This is a genomic window from Bradyrhizobium genosp. P, from assembly GCF_049949265.1.
Lineage (GTDB): Bacteria > Pseudomonadota > Alphaproteobacteria > Rhizobiales > Xanthobacteraceae > Bradyrhizobium.
Genome location: NZ_CP188195.1, coordinates 1,002,888 through 1,018,540 on the forward strand (window position 1 = coordinate 1,002,888; position 15,653 = coordinate 1,018,540).

Consider the following 15,653-nt stretch of genomic DNA (forward strand, 5'->3'; position numbering starts at 1 on the left):
CGGCTGTTCTGGCGTCGTGGGTCGCTACTACACGCCTTTCGCTATAGATGGTAGCGCATCGGTGGCTCCAGGGAACTAACGAGCCGATTGGGCCAAGCGACCGCCAAGCCCGCCGATTAACCAGACGTTAGGGTTAACAGTCTATTGCTGGCACGTTCGGCTCGGTCCATTCGCCCGATTTCGTGAGTCAAGTGCCATGCGTCGACAGTCCAACCTCGCCCGGCATGTTGCCAGGCATCTCTCATCCGCGGCTCTTGTGGCGGTCCTGGCTGCAGGCCTCGGCGGTTGCCAGACCATGTCCGACGTGACCGGATCGGTGGCGTCCCGCAACGACCCCGCGCCCGACGATCCGCGCCGCTCCGCCGAGCTATATGGCGAGCGCTATCGCAAGAATCCCAAGGACGTCGACGCTGCGATCGCCTATGGCCAAGCGTTGCGGACCACCGGCCAGCGAGCGCAGGCCTGCGCGGTGCTGGAGCAGGCCACCATTGCCAATCCCGGCAACAAGCTGCTGCTCGCCGCCTACGGCCGCGCGCTTGCCGACAACGGCAATTCGCAGGCGGCATTCGATGTGTTGAGCCGCGCGCATACCCCGGAAAATCCGGACTGGCGTATCCTGTCGGTGCAGGGAACCACCCTCGACAAGATGGGCAAGCACGAGGAGGCGCGCCGCTATTACGCCAGCGCGCTGCGCATCGTCCCGGACGAACCGTCGGTGCTGTCCAATCTTGGCATCTCCTACATGCTGACCAAGGAACTGCCCAAGGCTGAGGAGACGCTGCGCCGCGCCTATGCCACCGCGCCGGCTGACGGGCGTATCAGGCAGAACCTCGCGCTCGTCGTCGGCCTGCAGGGCCGCTTCGCGGAAGCTGAAAGCATCGTCAAGGCCGACCTGCCGGCGGAAGAGGCGGCCGCCAATGTCGCCTATTTGCGCGACATGCTGAGCCGCAGGAACGGTCCCCCGATGGCGTCGAGGGGCGCGCCGGTGGTTGCGCAGGACGACTAAAGCCAGTTTTCGGGAAAGCCTCTGGCGGCTCTCGCTTGCGACAACGAAAACGCCCGGAAAAGCCGGGCGTTTCCGTGTTCGAAGCGCCTTAATGCATCGCGGCGAATTTGATGTAGGACGGCCCGAGGATCACGATGAACAGGCAGGGCAGGAAGAACAGGATCATCGGCACGGTCAGCTTGGGCGGCAGCGCGGCGGCCTTCTTCTCGGCCTCGTTCATGCGCATGTCGCGGTTTTCCTGCGCCATCACGCGCAAGCTCTGACCGAGCGGGGTGCCGTAGCGTTCGGACTGCTGCAGGGCCATGCACACCGACTTCACGCCTTCGAGCCCGGTGCGGCGCGCCAGGTTCTCATAGGCCGTCTTGCGGTCCTGCAGGTAGGACAGTTCCGCCGTCGTCAGCGCGAACTCCTCCGACAGCGCGACCGACTGCCCGGCGATCTCGTTGGCTACCTTGCGGAAGGCGACCTCGACCGACATGCCGGATTCGATACAGATCAGCAGCAGGTCGAGCGAGTCGGGGAAGGCGCGCCGGATCGAGAGCTGGCGCTTGCCGATAGCGTTCCTCAGGAACAGCATAGGCGCCTGGAGGCCGGCATAGGTGGCTACGACGCAGATGCCGATCTTCAGCATGATCGACCAGTCCTGCCCCGCAATGAAGAAGGTATAGACGATGGCGCCGATCAGCATCACGATCGGCGCAACGCCGCGCGCGAACAGGAAGGTGACGTAAGGGGCGTGGCCGCGATAGCCCGCCATCACGAGCTTCTCGAGCGCCGACTCCTGGGCCAGCCATTTGGTGAGGTTCAGGTCGTCCACCACCTTGGAGACGACCTGCTTCGGCGTCTGGCGCAGCGAGACCTTCTCGGTCTTGGCGAGACGGTCGCGTTCGCGCTGCCGAATGCGCTCGCGTTCGCTGGCGACGGCCTTCATGCGCTTGTTGAGATCGCCGCCGGCCAACAGCGGCATCACCAGCGTATAGACCGTTGCGCTTGCTGCAAAAAAAGCAAGCAGCATCGTCATGAACCTGACGTCATGGATCTTGGCAACGAGAAAATCTAGCATGCTGCACCGTCAGAAATCGAAGTTGATCATTTTCTTCATCACGAGAACGCCCATCGTCATCCAGACGACGCACGCGACCAGCATCAGCTGGCCGGTCGGATTCGTCCACAGCACCGCGATGTAGTCCGGCGTGGTGATGAACACGAGGATCATGACGACGGGCGGCAGCGAGCCGATGATGCCCGCGGAAGCCTTCGCTTCCATCGACATGGCCTGGATCTTATCGGCCATTTTCTTGCGGTCGCGCAGCACCTTGGACAGATTGCCGAGCGCTTCCGACAGGTTGCCGCCGGACTTCTGCTGGATCGCGATCACGATGCCGAAGAAGTTCGCTTCCGGCAGCGGCATGCGTTCGTAAAGCCGCGCGCAGGCCTCGCCGAGCGGCATGCCGATGGTCTGGGTTTCGATGATCTGGAGGAACTCGCTGCGCAGCGGCTCCGGCGCGTCGGCGGCAACCACCTTGATGGATTCGAACAGCGGCAGACCGGCCTTGATGCCGCGCACGATGACGTCGACGGCGTCCGGCAGCGCCTTCAGGAAGGCCTTTTCTCGCCGCTTCTTCAGGAATCCGAGAATCCAGCGCGGCAGGCCAAGGCCCATCGCAAAGCCGATACCGGCCGCGCCGAGCGGGCCGCCGCCGGCGATGAACGCGCCGCCTGCCCCGACCAGGCCGAGCACACCGGAGATGATCCAGAATTTCTGTTCGGACCATCGCAGTCCGGCCTGCGCGATGCGCATGCCGAGCGGGACTTTTTTGTCCTTCTTGGCCCGTGCCTCGAGCTCCTTCAGCGATCCCTCGACCTGTTCGCGGCGGGAGCGTTGTGTGCGCTCGGAGCTTCGCGCGACCGTGGGTTCGGTGCGGGCCACCGACGCGCGGCGGGACTCGGCCTTCTTCTCCCCGGAAAGGTAGGGATACAGGAAGACCCAGGTGAGACCGCCGACGGTGGTGGCGGCGAGGAAGGCCAGGGCAAGGGTTTGCATTTGCATGATGAGTTCCCTTTAGCCTGGCGGCGCGGATTCAGCGGCATCGAGTGCCGCCGCAAGCCGGTTCTCTTCATTGTAATAGCGTGCACGGTCCCAGAATTTCGGCCGTCCGATGCCGGTAGAACGGTGCTTGCCGATGATCTTGCCGTTCGCGTCTTCCCCGATCAGGTCGTACAGGAAGATGTCCTGGGTGATGATGGTATCGCCTTCCATACCCACCACCTCGGTGATGTGGGTAATGCGGCGCGAACCGTCGCGCAGGCGGGCCGCCTGGACGATCACGTCGATCGAGGCGCAGATCATCTCGCGGATCGTTCGCGACGGAAGGGAAAATCCGCCCATGGTGATCATGGATTCGCAGCGCGACAGCGCCTCGCGCGGGTTGTTGGCATGCAGCGTGCCCATCGAGCCGTCGTGGCCGGTGTTCATCGCCTGCAACAGGTCGAAAGCTTCGGGTCCGCGGACTTCGCCGACGATGATGCGCTCGGGGCGCATACGCAGGCAGTTGCGGACCAGTTCGCGCATCGTCACCTGGCCTTCGCCTTCGATGTTCGGCGGCCGGGTTTCCAGCCGCACCACATGTGGCTGCTGCAGTTGCAGTTCGGCAGCGTCTTCACAGGTGATGACGCGCTCGTCGTGCTCGATATAGTTGGTAAGGCAGTTCAGCAGCGTGGTTTTTCCCGAGCCGGTACCGCCCGAGATCAGCACATTGCAACGGACGCGGCCGATGATCTGCAGGATGGTCGCGCCTTCCGGGCTGATCGCCCCGAACTTGACGAGCTGATCCAGCGTCAGCTTGTCCTTCTTGAACTTGCGGATGGTGAGTGCGGGGCCATCGATCGCCAGCGGCGGGACGATGGCGTTGACGCGCGAGCCGTCGGCGAGGCGGGCGTCGCAGATCGGCGAGGATTCGTCGACGCGCCGGCCGACCTGGCTGACGATGCGCTGGCAGATGTTCAGGAGCTGCTGGTTGTCGCGGAAGCGGATGCCGGTGCGCTGGATCTTGCCCGCGACTTCGATGAACACCGTGCCGGCGCCGTTGACCATGATGTCGGCGATGTCGTCGCGCGACAGCAGCGGTTCCAGCGGACCGTAGCCGAGCACGTCGTTGCAGATATCGTCGAGCAGTTCCTCCTGCTCGGCGATCGACATCACGATGTTCTTGATCGCGATGATCTCGTTGACGATGTCGCGGATTTCCTCGCGCGCCGACTCGCTGTCGAGTTTGGCGAGCTGGGCGAGGTCGATCGCCTCGATCAGCGCGCCGAAGATCGTCGCCTTGACCTGATAGTAACTGTCGGAGCGCCGGGCTTCGATGGTGGGAGCAGGCGGCGGCTTCGCCGGTGCAAGCGGCGGCGACGATATCGTCGGCGCGGCCGGCTCGCGCGAAATTCCCGGCGAACCGGCAGGTTCCGGCGCCTGAAATGCGGGCTTGGAGGCCCGCACGTCCACATCGTTTCCGCTACGCTTACCAAACACGACGTCTTGACTCCACGCGGACCGTTACTTGGACCGCAGCTTTTCGAGCAGGGGTGACAGGAACGACCCCCTCGGCTTCTTGGTTTCGCCGCGGCCTGTCAGCCGCTGCGCCATTTGCAGGAACATCTCAACCGCCCGGTGATTGGCGGAGATTTCAGCGATCATCTGACCGTTATTGGCGGCCGAACCGAAGATCTGCGGGTCGAACGGGATGGCGGCGATCGGCGGGCTCTCGATCGCCTTGGCGAATTCGCTGGCTGCGATCTCCGGGCGCTTCGGCACCCCGACCTGGTTCAGGCAGTACAGCGGCGCGCGGTCGTTTGGCCGGGCCGCCTTCAGGAGGTCGAACATGTTCTTGGCGTTGCGCAGATTGGCGAGGTCGGGCGCGGCCACGATCAGGATGTCGTCGGCCGCAATCAGCGCACGCTTGGTCCAGCCGGACCATTGGTGGGGAATATCGAGCACGATGCAGGGCATCGTGGTGCGCAGTGTATCGAAGATCGAGTCGAACGCCTCGGCCCCGAAATCATAAACCTTGTCCAGCGTCGCCGGCGCTGCCAGCAGACTGAGATGGTCGGTGCATTTCGACAGCAGGCGGTCGACGAAGGCGGTATCGACGCGGTCGGGCGAGAACACCGCGTCCGCGATGCCTTGCGCCGGGTCCTGGTTGTAGTTGAGGCCTGCGGTGCCGAAGGCGAGATCGAGATCGGCGACCACCGAATCCAGCGCCAGGTCGCGGGCGATCGCCCAGGCGACGTTGTGCGCGATCGTCGAGGCGCCGACCCCGCCCTTGGCGCCGACGACGGCGATGATGCGCCCGACGGCCTTAGCCTCCGGTGCCGAGAACAGGTTGCAGACCGCCCGCACCACGTCGATCGCGTGGGCCGGTGCAATGACGTAGTCGCTGACGCCACGGCGCACCAGCTCGCGATACAGCGTCACGTCGTTGACGCGGCCGATCACGATCACGCGGGTGCCGGCGTCGCAGACCGTGGCGAGCTGATCGAGGCCGGTCAGCACGTCGTTGCGGCCTTCGGTTTCGAGGATGATGACGTTGGGGGTCGGCGCCGAGCGATAGGCCTCGACGGCGGCAGCCATGCCGCCCATCTGGATCTTGAGATGAGCCTTGGCCAGCCGGCGGTCTTCGCCGGCCGACTGTACGGCGGCAGCGGTCTCGACCGTCTCGCAGAACGCCTGGACCGAAACCCGCGGGGCCGGCGCAATATGATCGTCTGCGGCCGGCGGCGTGGTGTCCGTCTGCTGGTCGGAGTTTTGCTGCGCGTACGTGATCATTTGCCTGTGTCGCTGAGTTTGGCCTTGTCGGAATCGGGATAGGCCGTCGAGGTGGCGGTACCCTTCCGATATTTATCAAAGGCGATGCCACGACGCGGCGTGTAGGCCGGGGTCTCCGCGCGCGGCTGGACGAGGTCCGCCGGATCCTCGACCATGGACGCGAGGTTGCGCTGGTTGGCGCAGCCGAAATTGTAGTACTGCTGGTTGTCGGTGTAGGACTTGTTGTGGACCGAGGGACCGAGGTCTTCCGGCCAAATGCCGCACGGTCCGGCGACGGCCGTCATCTTCGGATAGTTCACCCGGATCGCGGGCATCTGGCGCGGATCGTCGGGATGATATTTGCGAACCAGAATCCCGCGCGGCGGCACACCGACGGCGGCGAAGACGGCCTGGATCTCGCGCAGCGAATCCTGGGCGGCGCGCGCGTTCGGCGTGTCGAATGGAACGTCGATGCTGACGGCACCGGTGCCCTCGCGCATCCAGTCCTGCGCCATTCCCGTCACTTCGGCGCGCTGCGAGGCGGTCAAGCCGCCGCGGCCGCGGCCGACGAAGACCACGATCGAGCGATCGGCCTCGGTGACTGAGATCGGATGCCGCTGGCGATAGTCGCTCGGCGCATTCAACATGGCGAGGCTGTTGTCATCGGAGGTGTGCTGGCAAGCGCCCAGCGTCACGGCGAGGCCGACGAGTGCGCCGGCGAGACCAAGGGCGCGCTTGCATTCGGCGGGTGTTGTGGATGTCGTCTGTGTCATCGTCCCGCCTCAGTCGGTAATAAAGCCGTAGGTGCCGTGGTAATTTCGCGCCGGCTCGGTGCGACCAGGTACGCCGTAGATGCGATTGAGGCTGCCCAACAGGTCGGCCTGCGGATCGGAGGCGTTGGCGAAACCATCATCCGGACGCGAGAGATCCTTCTGGGCTACGGCGCGGACGATGTAAGGCGTCACCAGCACCATCATCTCGGTCTGGTTGTTGACGAAGTCTCGGCTGCGAAACAGCGTTCCGAGCACGGGCAGCTCCGCCAGTCCCGGCAGACCGTTGATGGCCTGCTTGGTCTGGTCCTGGATCAGGCCGGCCATCGCCATCGAGCCGCCCGACGGGATTTCCAGCGTGGTCTCGGCGCGACGGGTCTTGATCGAGGGAATCGTCGATCCGTTCTGGCCGCCGGTCAGCGCGTTCTCGCTCGACACTTCAGACACTTCCGTCATCACCCGCAGGCTGATCCGTCCCTCGGTCAGCACCACCGGCGTGAAGTTGAGCGAGATACCGAACTTCTTGAAGCTGACCGTTTGAACGCACTGTCCGATCGCACCCGATGTCGTGGTCTGGCAGGTTACACCGGTCGGAATTGGAAACTCGCCGCCCGAGATGAAGGTGGCAGATTCGCCGGAAATCGCGGTCAGGTTGGGCTCGGCGAGCGTCCGTATGACACCAGCGCTTTCCATGGCACGCAGCGTTGCCGACACCGATGGCGTGGCGCCGAACGAGGTGGTGAGAGCATTGGTCGGCACCAGCGGAGCATTGTTGGCCGTAAACGGGTTGGCGTTGGCGAACTTCACCACGGCCGTGCCGTAGTTGAGGTTGGCGGTGAGGTCGATGCCGAGCTGCTTGATCAGGCTGCGCGAGACTTCGGCGACCGTGACCTTCAGCATCACCTGGTCGCGGCCGCGAACCGCGATGGAGTTCACGACCTTGTCGGCGGTGCTGGCGAGCCGCGCAACGATGTCGGCGGCCTGCTGCGCCTCGATCGGGGTTGCCGCGCTTCCGGTCAGCACGACGCCGTCGCCGACGCCCTCGACCTGGATGTCTGCGTTGGGCAGCGCCTGCTTCAGCGCGGCGCGGACGCCGTTGAGGTCGCGCTTGACCGCGATGTCATAGGCGGCGATCTGCTGGCCCGCGGCGTCGAAGAAAACGATATTGGTCTGGCCGACGGTGGCGCCGATGATGTAGGCGCGCTGCGCCGAGCGGACCACGGCATTGGCGATCTTGGGATCGGCGACCAGCACGTCCTTGATGTCCCGCGGCAGGTCGATCACCACGGACTTGCCGATGCCAAGCGACAGGAATCGCGCGTTCATCTGGCCGCTGTCGGACGCCGCAGGCGCGGCGGCGCGGTAGTCGCTCGCTATCACCGGGGTCAAGGCCGGGTTGAGCGTGAGCGCCGCGACCGCCGCAAATGACAGGGTGCGGACCGTGAATGCCCGCATCGTCCATTGCGTTACCCTGCACTTCATCTCGTGTGCCCTCATCGTCACTTCTGCATCGTCGACTGGCTGGCGACGCCGTAGCGGATGACGTTGACCGTATCACCGCGCCTATTGTGGTTGTCGTCGGTCTTGACTTCGACCTGGTTGACGTCGGCAATGCTGCGCAGCGCGAGCGACAGCGTGCCGCTCTGGCGCGCGCGCGCCAATGTCTCGGTCTGTTCGGGCTTCAGCTCCAGCGTCACGGTCTTGCCGACCAGCGCGTTGGTGCCGTCCTTCTCTTTCGGGGCCTGATCGATCGCGAGCACGCGGACATTGGTCAGGATGACCTCGGAATTGACGATATCGGCGCCGCTGCGGTCGGGATTCTTGTCCCGCTTGGACAACAGGACGTCGACCCGGTCGTTCGGCAGGATAAAGCCGCCGGCACCGGTCTCGGGCGAAATTTCGGTCGATACCGCGCGCATGCCGGTCGGCAGGATTGCAGCCATGAAGCCGCTTCCGTCGGCCTTGACGAGCTTCTGCTCGCGGATCGGCTCGCCCTGGATGAACGGAGCGCGCGCGATCGAGCCGGTGATGTCCTTGATGGCGTCGGCGTTGGCGTCCTTGCGCATGAAGCTGCTGCTGGCCGTCGCGGCGGGCCAGGTCTGCCACTGCAGATCGTCGGGTTTCACGGTCTGGCCGAGACCGATGTCGGACCGTGCGACCAGGATGTCGACCGTCGGCAGTTGCGCGACCGGCGCGGCGGGCGCGGGCGTGTTGTCGCTTCCGCTCGCCAGATAGAGGGCCGCGAGGCCGGCGCAGCCTGCGATAGCCAGGACCAGAATGCGGGCCGTATTCATTACGCTTCACTTTCCACATGACGCCGCGACGCTGCCGCCGCCGTGATGGGAGTTGACCAGCTATTCGTCAAAGCATGGTTAATGAGGCGTATCTAAATCGCCTTAACGGGGGGTTACCCGCGGGCGCTCAGCGCATCGCGAAGTGCGCGAGATCGATCGTCTTGATCCAGTCGGTGTCCGGATAGATCATCAACGCGCCGAGGGCGAGCGCGATGCCGTAGGGGATTCCGGTCTGCTTGTCGTGCAGACGAGTGAGCCAGGGCTGGGACGCGAGGGCGTAGGGCAGGGGCCACTCCCTGAGCTGCAGCAGCAGCACGGTCAGTCCGCCGCCGAACAGCGATGCAAGGACCAGGTAGTCGAGCAGATGGTCGAATCCGAACCAGAGGCCGATGGAGGCTGCGACCTTGGCGTCTCCGCCCCCGACCCACCCCATGGCGAACATGCTGAACGCCACGACCAGCACCAGGGCGCCGGCGCCGGCGTGGTTGAGGAGGTCGTGGAGACCCATGCCGGTCAGCGGCGCCATCACGACGAAGCCCGCCAGCAGCGCCAGCGAGACCCGGTTCGGAATCGTCATGGTGAGGAGATCGCTCGCCGCGGCGAATGCCATCAGGGCCGGAAACAGCATCAAGCGCGCGATGTCGAGGATCATGGATGAAACGCCGTCAAGCTGGAGCTGAGGTCGAAATCCGACGCTAGCGGCCAATGGTGAACAATCGGGAAAGGATCCCACGCAATTTCAAGGGCGGCGGCCGACCGCTCCTGACAAATAGCAAAGGTCCCGGGGACACCGGGACCTTTGAGGCGAGTTGCAGAAACCCGCTTACTTGAGCGAGGTCGAGATCGAGGTGAAGGTGGTGGAGAGCGCCTTGCCGACGCCGTTAACGGCAGCAATGATCGCAATCGCGATGCCGGTCGCAATCAGACCGTACTCGATGGCGGTCGCGCCGGATTCGTCCTTCACGAAACGCGAAACGAGATTCTTCATAAATGACTCCTGTGTACACGTGGCTGGTCGAACTACATCTGGTCTGGACGGCGTTCTCAGCACCGTGACCATGCGGCACCGTAAGGTTCGACGATTGCGGCGCAGTTAATTTGATCACGCAAAGTCGGGGGGAACCCGCAGTTGTTGCGCACAGTAAATTTGGCATTAAGCCGGGTGCGAAAATTGCCGATTATTGCCTTGAGCGGATTTCCGATCGGTCAGGATTCACAGCTCCTTAAGCGGGAGCCGATAGGCATGAAGCCTGCAATCTAGCTTACGATTGAATGAGGCGATCATGTCCACGCTGCCCCTCGAAGTCATCGAGATGGTTGGTCAAACGATGATAAAAGTGGTGCCGGTCACGATCGGGCTCGCGCTCGTCTTCACGGTGCTGGCCCACTTCTGGGCCTGCAACCCCGGCAAGGCCTGGTGGCAGAAGCGCGAACTCCTCACCGACATCTGCTACTGGTTCTTCGTGCCGGTGTTCGCCCGCGTGCTCCGGATCGGACTGCTGGTGGTCGGCGCGGCTGCGATCTTCAACGTTCATAGCGCCGACGAGCTGATCGCGTTCTACGACAATGGACATGGCCCGCTGTCGCAGCTTCCGCTCGCGCTGCAGGCGATCATCTTCCTGGTCGTCTCCGACTTCATGCTGTATTGGCTGCACCGGATGTTTCACGGCGGCGCGTGGTGGAAGTACCACGCCATCCATCATTCCTCGGAAGATCTCGAATGGATTTCCGCGGCGCGCTTCCACCCCGTCAACCTGCTGATCGGCACCATCTCGGTGGACGTGATCCTGCTGATGGCCGGCATCTCGCCGAACATCATGCTGTGGGTCGGCCCCTTCACCACATTCCACTCGGCCTTCGTCCACGCCAATCTGAAATGGACGCTCGGCCCCCTCAAATACGTGATCGCGACGCCGGTGTTCCATCGCTGGCATCACACCAGCCTCGAGGAGGGCGGCGACACCAACTTTGCGGGCACGTTCCCGATCTGGGATATCCTGTTCGGAACGTTCCGGATGCCCGACAACGTGCTGCCGGAAAACTACGGTGCCGACGACAAGGCGATCCCGACCGAGATCGCCGGACAACTGGCCTATCCGTTCCGTCAATGATGTGACCGACCGGACTGTGCCGCCATGAGCTCGGAGACCGCAACCATCCCACGGGAGAGAGCCTCCGTCTTCGAGGTGCCGGCCTGGCTGTGGATGGGGTGCGGCGTCTATGCGCTGCTGCTGGTCACCGGCAGCCAGCTGCTCGCCGATTCCGATACCTATTGGCAGATCGCCGTGGGCCGCTGGATCCTCGATCACGGCGCTGTGCCGTCGGTCGACATCTACTCGTTCACCAAAGCGGGCGAGCCATGGATGTCGTCGTCCTGGCTTGCGCAGGTCGTTTACGCGAAAGCCTACGATCTGGCCGGTTGGACCGGGCCTGCGGCGCTGGCCGCGATCTGCATCGCCATGGCGTGCGGGCAGCTCACCGCCATTCTCGGCCGCAAGATGCCGGCGTCCTATGCGAGCGTCGTCGCGCTGGCGTCGCTGGTGCTGTCGACCGGCCATCTGCTGGCCCGTCCGCATGTGCTGGTGCTGCCGGTGATGATCGCCTGGACCAACGGCCTGATGGCCGCCAGCGAGCGCCGCGAGCCGCCGTCATTCTGGCTGCTGCCGCTGATGGCGCTCTGGGCCAATCTGCACGGCGGATTTCTGTTCGGCCTCGTGCTGGTCGGCGCGTTCGTACTCGACGCGATGTGGAATGCCGAGCCCGCAAAAAGACCGTCACTGGCGCTGCGCTGGATGGCCTTCGGGATCGGCGCGCTCGCGGCCTGCTGCGTGACGCCGTATGGCTGGGGCTCGATCCTTGCCTCGCTGAAGATCCTTGGTCTCGGTGAGCTGCTGCGCCTGATCGGGGAATGGATGCCGGTGGATTTCGGCCGCCTCCGCGCGGTCCAGCTCGCCGTACTCGCCTTGATCGGTGCCGCGCTCTTCAGCGGCGTGCGGCTGCCGCCGCCACGGATTGCCCTGGTGCTCGGCCTGTTGCACATGGCGCTGTCCCACGTCCGGAACGTCGAGATTTTCGCCCTGCTGCTGCCGCTGGTCGTGCTCACGCCGGTGGCGGCCCAGTTCGGCCTGCAGGCGGCAGGCATTGTTCGGCTGAGGGTCGTGCCGGCGGCGGCGCTGCTCGCGGCGCTATGCGCCTCGACCTGGGCCGTTGCCATGAGCGCGCGAATCACGCCTCCGGCCGTCCAGTCGCCCACGGCTGCAGTCGACGTGCTGAAGGCCCACAACGTCAAGCGGGTGCTCAACGACCTTCCGTTCGGCGGCTATCTGATCTGGCGCCAGGTGCCGGTATTCGTCGACGGGCGCGCCGAACTCTACGGCGAGACATTCGACGTCGCCTATTATCGCGCGCTCCAGCTCAGGGATGTCGACGGCCTCATCGGTCTGCTCCAGAGCTACGACATCGACGCGGTGATGCTGCAGCCGTCGACACCTGCGGTCCAGCTGCTCGACCGCACAGCCGGCTGGCAGCGTGTCTATGCGGATGAAAACGCGGTGGTGCATGTGCGCGTCGCCGATTGAACCGTTGGGAGTCATGCGGCCATGACGGGGCGCAATCAATCGCTGGATCTGTTGCGCGGAATTGCCATCCTGCTGGTCGTTCTGTCGCATAGCGCAGGTTCTGCGACGAGCATCATTCCGGGGTTAGTCAAGGTCGCGCTCGACTATGGCCAATTCGGCGTGCAGCTCTTCTTCATCGTCAGCGGCTATACGATGATGCTGACGTATGGCAACAGGACCGACCTCTCTGCCGCGGGTTCATTCTATCTGCGCCGCGTGTTTCGGATCGTTCCACTGTTCTGGATCGCGATCGTGTTCTATCTCGCGATCTCGAACGGTGAAGGGAGCAGATCCTGGGCGCCCGACGGCGTCAGCGTCAGCGATGTGGTCCTGACCATCTCCTTCCTCCATCTCTCCAGTCTCACGGCGTTCAATTCGGTGGTTCCCGGAGGCTGGAGCATCGGGGTCGAGATGCAGTTCTACCTGCTGTTTCCGTTCATCATCCGGCTGTTCAGGCAGCCGAGCGGTCCGGTCATCTGCTACGCCCTGATTGCGCTGACAAGCGTGGCGGCCAGCGCGCTGGCGGACCTGTATCTGGTCCCGCGACTTGCCGCATCGTTGCCGCCGGACCAGGCCTATCTCGCGTCCGGTTTCTACTATTGCTGGCTACTGCGCCAGGGGATCTGCTTCGGCCTCGGCCTCCTGATGTACGACGTGATCGAGCGCGGCAATTGGCCCCGGATCGGCGCGCTTTTCCTGGTTGGAGCGTGCCTGACGTCGTCATGGGGCGCGCAGGTCGCATTGTTGTTTGCGATGTCCTATGTCGTGCTCGCGGGCAACGTCAAGAATTCCATGATCGGCCTGTTCGGACGTTGCTCCTACGCGATCTATCTGGTTCATTTTGCGGTGCTCTCAGCGATCGGGGCGTGGCTGCAGGTCGATCTTGTGCTGCTAGCAGCGCTGGTCGCGGGCATCTCGCTGGCGTTGAGCTATTTCCTGATTGAACCTGTGATCGAGCGTCGCTTCAATCGGCTGGGTCATATGCTGGCTGCAAGCGTCGACCGCAGGCGGGGTGCCGCAACCGCGACCTAACTGGTAACCCGCTTCGCTCGAACGCTCTTTCGACGGACCAGGAGGATTGCGCCAAGGGTCAGGCCGGCGCCAGCAAGGACATCGGCGAGGTGATGGCCTCCAACGGGCATCGTTGCCAGGATCATCGTTCCATTCACGACGAGCACGGGGATCATGAGCCAGCGCGTATCGCGCGCGGCGTAGATCGTGATCAGGCCCAGCATGGTGTGAAACGAGGGAAAGCTGACGATGCCGTCAGGTGCCGAGAGGTCGATGACGGAGAGCGTCCCATCGCGCAGCATGAGGAAGGTGCGCAGAAAGGTCCACATCTCGCCCAATGCCGAGAAGTTGGCGAACAGCTGTGGAGCGGGATGGAAATAGGCGAAGGCGCCGGCGGCCGGAACCAGCGTCATGCCGATGCACACCGCGACCGTGCTCAGGCTCAGAACGGCCATGAATTCCGCGATTCTGTCGCCGCGACGCCGCAGAACGAGCGACATCACGACCAGGTCGGCGACCGGACCTATGGCGTTGTAGGCCTTGGCCAGCAGCTTCACGACGAGCGGGCTGAAGTTCGTCGCCTGCAGAAAGCTCAACCAGTCGAAGCCGAGCAGGTGATCGACATCCGCCAGCACATTGTCCCGCAAGGGCAAGTTCGCGGCCGTAATCAAATAGGTCAGGGTGATCCCCGTGGCCATCAGGCAGCCGATCGGCAGGAAGGTGCGCCACAGCAATTCAGTCCGAAGCAGAACCTGTCGCAACAGAGCCGCCGGAAGCCCTCGGTCTTCGGCAAGGCGACTGGATGCAATCGCAATGAAGGTACCGGCGAACGCGCTGCAAGCGGCGCATTTCAGAAGGATCGTCCAGTTCGAGGGTGCAAACGAAAGTCTTGAGCTTTGCAGCCAGATCACGTCGACAAGGGCGTAACAGAGGACGCAGGACCAGACGATCGCCATGTGCCGCTGCGCGACAGCACCATGGTCGCTGAACATGAGCCAGCGTCCCAGGGCGTCTCGAATCCGGACCGGATCGATGGTCAGGGCGCGAACGCCGGAATCGGCGGTGGGTTTCTCGATCCCGGATATCGACGACACGTCATGCCCCCCGCATTTTCGGCTGTCGCAGAAGCTGCTGGGAGAATCTTAAGATTGCTCTAATCGTGGAACGCGCGCTCAGATGGCGACGCCGCCGGACGCCTGGTGTACGATCACAGACCTGGACGGGGCACATTTCCGGCTTGTTGCGATCGCCTCGTCCAGCCGACGGGGTGACGAGTGTGAGCCTGCCAGTTCAGATCGCCGAGATGCTCGGCCAGACCTTGCTCCAGATGGTGCCCGTCACCATCGCGCTGGCGCTGCTTTTCACGGTGCTGGCGCATGTCTGGGCCTGCAATCCCGGCCGACCCTGGTGGCGCAAGCGCGAGATCGTCACCGACCTTTGTTACTGGTTCCTGGTGCCGTTGTTTGGGCGCGTGTTTCGCATCGGGCTTTTGGTTGTTATCGCCGGCCTCGTGTTCGGCATCAGCGACTCTGCCGAACTGGTCGCCTTCTATGACAATGGCCACGGGCCGCTGTCGACGCAGCCGATTTGGCTGCAGGCCGTGCTATTGCTGGTGATCTCCGACTTCGTGATGTATTGGCTGCACCGCATGTTTCATCGCAGCCGCTTCTGGCGCTATCACGCGGTCCATCATTCCTCTCGGGATGTCGACTGGATTTCAGCGGCGCGCTTCCATCCGGCGAATCTCCTGCTCGGCACGGTTGGCGTCGACGTCCTGATGCTGACGGCCGGCATTTCACCGAGCGTGATGCTCTGGGTCGGTCCGTTCAATCTGTTCCTGTCGGCTTTCGTGCACGCCAATCTGAACTGGGATCTGGGCCCTTTCAGATACGTGCTGGCGACGCCGGTCTTTCACCGCTGGCATCACACCTCGCTCGATGAGGGTGGCAACACCAATTTCGCCGGCACTTTTCCGGTCTGGGATATCCTGTTCGGCACCTTCCGGATGCCGATGGACCGGCTGCCGGATGATTACGGCATCGACGACAAGGCCTTCCCGAGCGAGATCGCGGGGCAATTGGCTTATCCGTTCCGGAAGTCGTGACATCCGCGCAATTCAAGGTTCGATTTTTGCTCTTCTTAAATGAATTGCCGTCA

At 63.7% G+C, this 15,653-nt stretch carries 15 protein-coding genes; 5 read left to right on the forward strand and 10 right to left on the reverse strand.

The features are described from left to right. Nucleotides 1–196 precede the first annotated feature (196 nt). Nucleotides 197–1,006, forward strand: a complete 810-nt coding sequence (locus ACP2YO_RS04845) for a tetratricopeptide repeat protein (RefSeq protein ID WP_426439563.1) — start codon at nucleotides 197–199, stop codon at nucleotides 1,004–1,006. A gap of 88 nt (nucleotides 1,007–1,094) precedes the next feature. On the opposite strand, the gene ACP2YO_RS04850 is transcribed toward ACP2YO_RS04845, so the two are convergent. The 9 genes from ACP2YO_RS04850 to ACP2YO_RS04890 form a co-directional block, all read right to left on the reverse strand. Then, entirely contained in the window at nucleotides 1,095–2,069 is a 975-nt protein-coding gene (locus ACP2YO_RS04850; protein WP_426439565.1) for a type II secretion system F family protein, read from the reverse strand. Nucleotides 2,070–2,078: 9 nt separating this feature from the next. After that, nucleotides 2,079–3,056 carry a type II secretion system F family protein gene (locus ACP2YO_RS04855; protein WP_426439567.1) on the reverse strand — a complete coding sequence of 326 codons (978 nt, stop codon included), beginning with the start codon at nucleotides 3,054–3,056 and terminating at the stop codon, nucleotides 2,079–2,081. Between the two features lie 12 nt (nucleotides 3,057–3,068). Beyond that, nucleotides 3,069–4,532 carry a CpaF family protein gene (locus ACP2YO_RS04860; protein ID WP_426439569.1) on the reverse strand — a complete coding sequence of 488 codons (1,464 nt, stop codon included), beginning with the start codon at nucleotides 4,530–4,532 and terminating at the stop codon, nucleotides 3,069–3,071. A 24-nt stretch (nucleotides 4,533–4,556) separates the two neighbouring features. Then, on the reverse strand, nucleotides 4,557–5,825 hold the full coding sequence (locus ACP2YO_RS04865; protein ID WP_426439572.1) for an AAA family ATPase: 1,269 nt from the start codon (nucleotides 5,823–5,825) through the stop codon (nucleotides 4,557–4,559). After that, nucleotides 5,822–6,577 carry a CpaD family pilus assembly protein gene (locus ACP2YO_RS04870; RefSeq protein ID WP_426439574.1) on the reverse strand — a complete coding sequence of 252 codons (756 nt, stop codon included), beginning with the start codon at nucleotides 6,575–6,577 and terminating at the stop codon, nucleotides 5,822–5,824. Before ACP2YO_RS04870 ends, ACP2YO_RS04865 begins: the two co-directional genes overlap by 4 nt. 9 nt (nucleotides 6,578–6,586) lie before the next feature. Then, nucleotides 6,587–8,056, reverse strand: a complete 1,470-nt coding sequence (locus ACP2YO_RS04875; protein ID WP_426443066.1) for a type II and III secretion system protein family protein — start codon at nucleotides 8,054–8,056, stop codon at nucleotides 6,587–6,589. A 17-nt stretch (nucleotides 8,057–8,073) separates the two neighbouring features. Next, nucleotides 8,074–8,868 carry a Flp pilus assembly protein CpaB gene (gene cpaB / locus ACP2YO_RS04880; protein WP_426439576.1) on the reverse strand — a complete coding sequence of 265 codons (795 nt, stop codon included), beginning with the start codon at nucleotides 8,866–8,868 and terminating at the stop codon, nucleotides 8,074–8,076. Between the two features lie 127 nt (nucleotides 8,869–8,995). Beyond that, nucleotides 8,996–9,520: an A24 family peptidase gene (locus tag ACP2YO_RS04885; RefSeq protein ID WP_426439578.1), complete on the reverse strand. Its 525-nt coding sequence runs from the start codon at nucleotides 9,518–9,520 to the stop codon at nucleotides 8,996–8,998. A gap of 171 nt (nucleotides 9,521–9,691) precedes the next feature. Then, a complete protein-coding gene (locus tag ACP2YO_RS04890; RefSeq protein ID WP_044587508.1) occupies nucleotides 9,692–9,856 on the reverse strand; it encodes a Flp family type IVb pilin in 165 nt (54 codons plus the stop codon). A 295-nt stretch (nucleotides 9,857–10,151) separates the two neighbouring features. Here ACP2YO_RS04890 and ACP2YO_RS04895 point away from each other — a divergent pair, with 295 nt between their 5' ends. Genes ACP2YO_RS04895 through ACP2YO_RS04905 form a run of 3 tightly spaced genes read left to right on the forward strand, consistent with a single transcriptional unit; the run spans nucleotide 10,152 to nucleotide 13,517 of the window. Continuing rightward, complete coding sequence (locus tag ACP2YO_RS04895) at nucleotides 10,152–10,979, forward strand: sterol desaturase family protein (RefSeq protein WP_426439581.1); 828 nt, start codon at nucleotides 10,152–10,154, stop codon at nucleotides 10,977–10,979. Nucleotides 10,980–11,003: 24 nt separating this feature from the next. Then, entirely contained in the window at nucleotides 11,004–12,446 is a 1,443-nt protein-coding gene (locus ACP2YO_RS04900; protein ID WP_426439583.1) for a hypothetical protein, read from the forward strand. Between the two features lie 21 nt (nucleotides 12,447–12,467). After that, complete coding sequence (locus ACP2YO_RS04905) at nucleotides 12,468–13,517, forward strand: acyltransferase family protein (RefSeq protein WP_426439585.1); 1,050 nt, start codon at nucleotides 12,468–12,470, stop codon at nucleotides 13,515–13,517. Here ACP2YO_RS04905 and ACP2YO_RS04910 read toward each other — a convergent pair. After that, nucleotides 13,514–14,590, reverse strand: a complete 1,077-nt coding sequence (locus tag ACP2YO_RS04910) for a phosphatase PAP2 family protein (RefSeq protein ID WP_426439587.1) — start codon at nucleotides 14,588–14,590, stop codon at nucleotides 13,514–13,516. The genes ACP2YO_RS04905 and ACP2YO_RS04910 overlap by 4 nt on opposite strands. Nucleotides 14,591–14,799: 209 nt before the next feature. Here ACP2YO_RS04910 and ACP2YO_RS04915 point away from each other — a divergent pair, with 209 nt between their 5' ends. Next, nucleotides 14,800–15,600: a sterol desaturase family protein gene (locus ACP2YO_RS04915; protein ID WP_426443067.1), complete on the forward strand. Its 801-nt coding sequence runs from the start codon at nucleotides 14,800–14,802 to the stop codon at nucleotides 15,598–15,600. Nucleotides 15,601–15,653 lie beyond the last annotated feature (53 nt).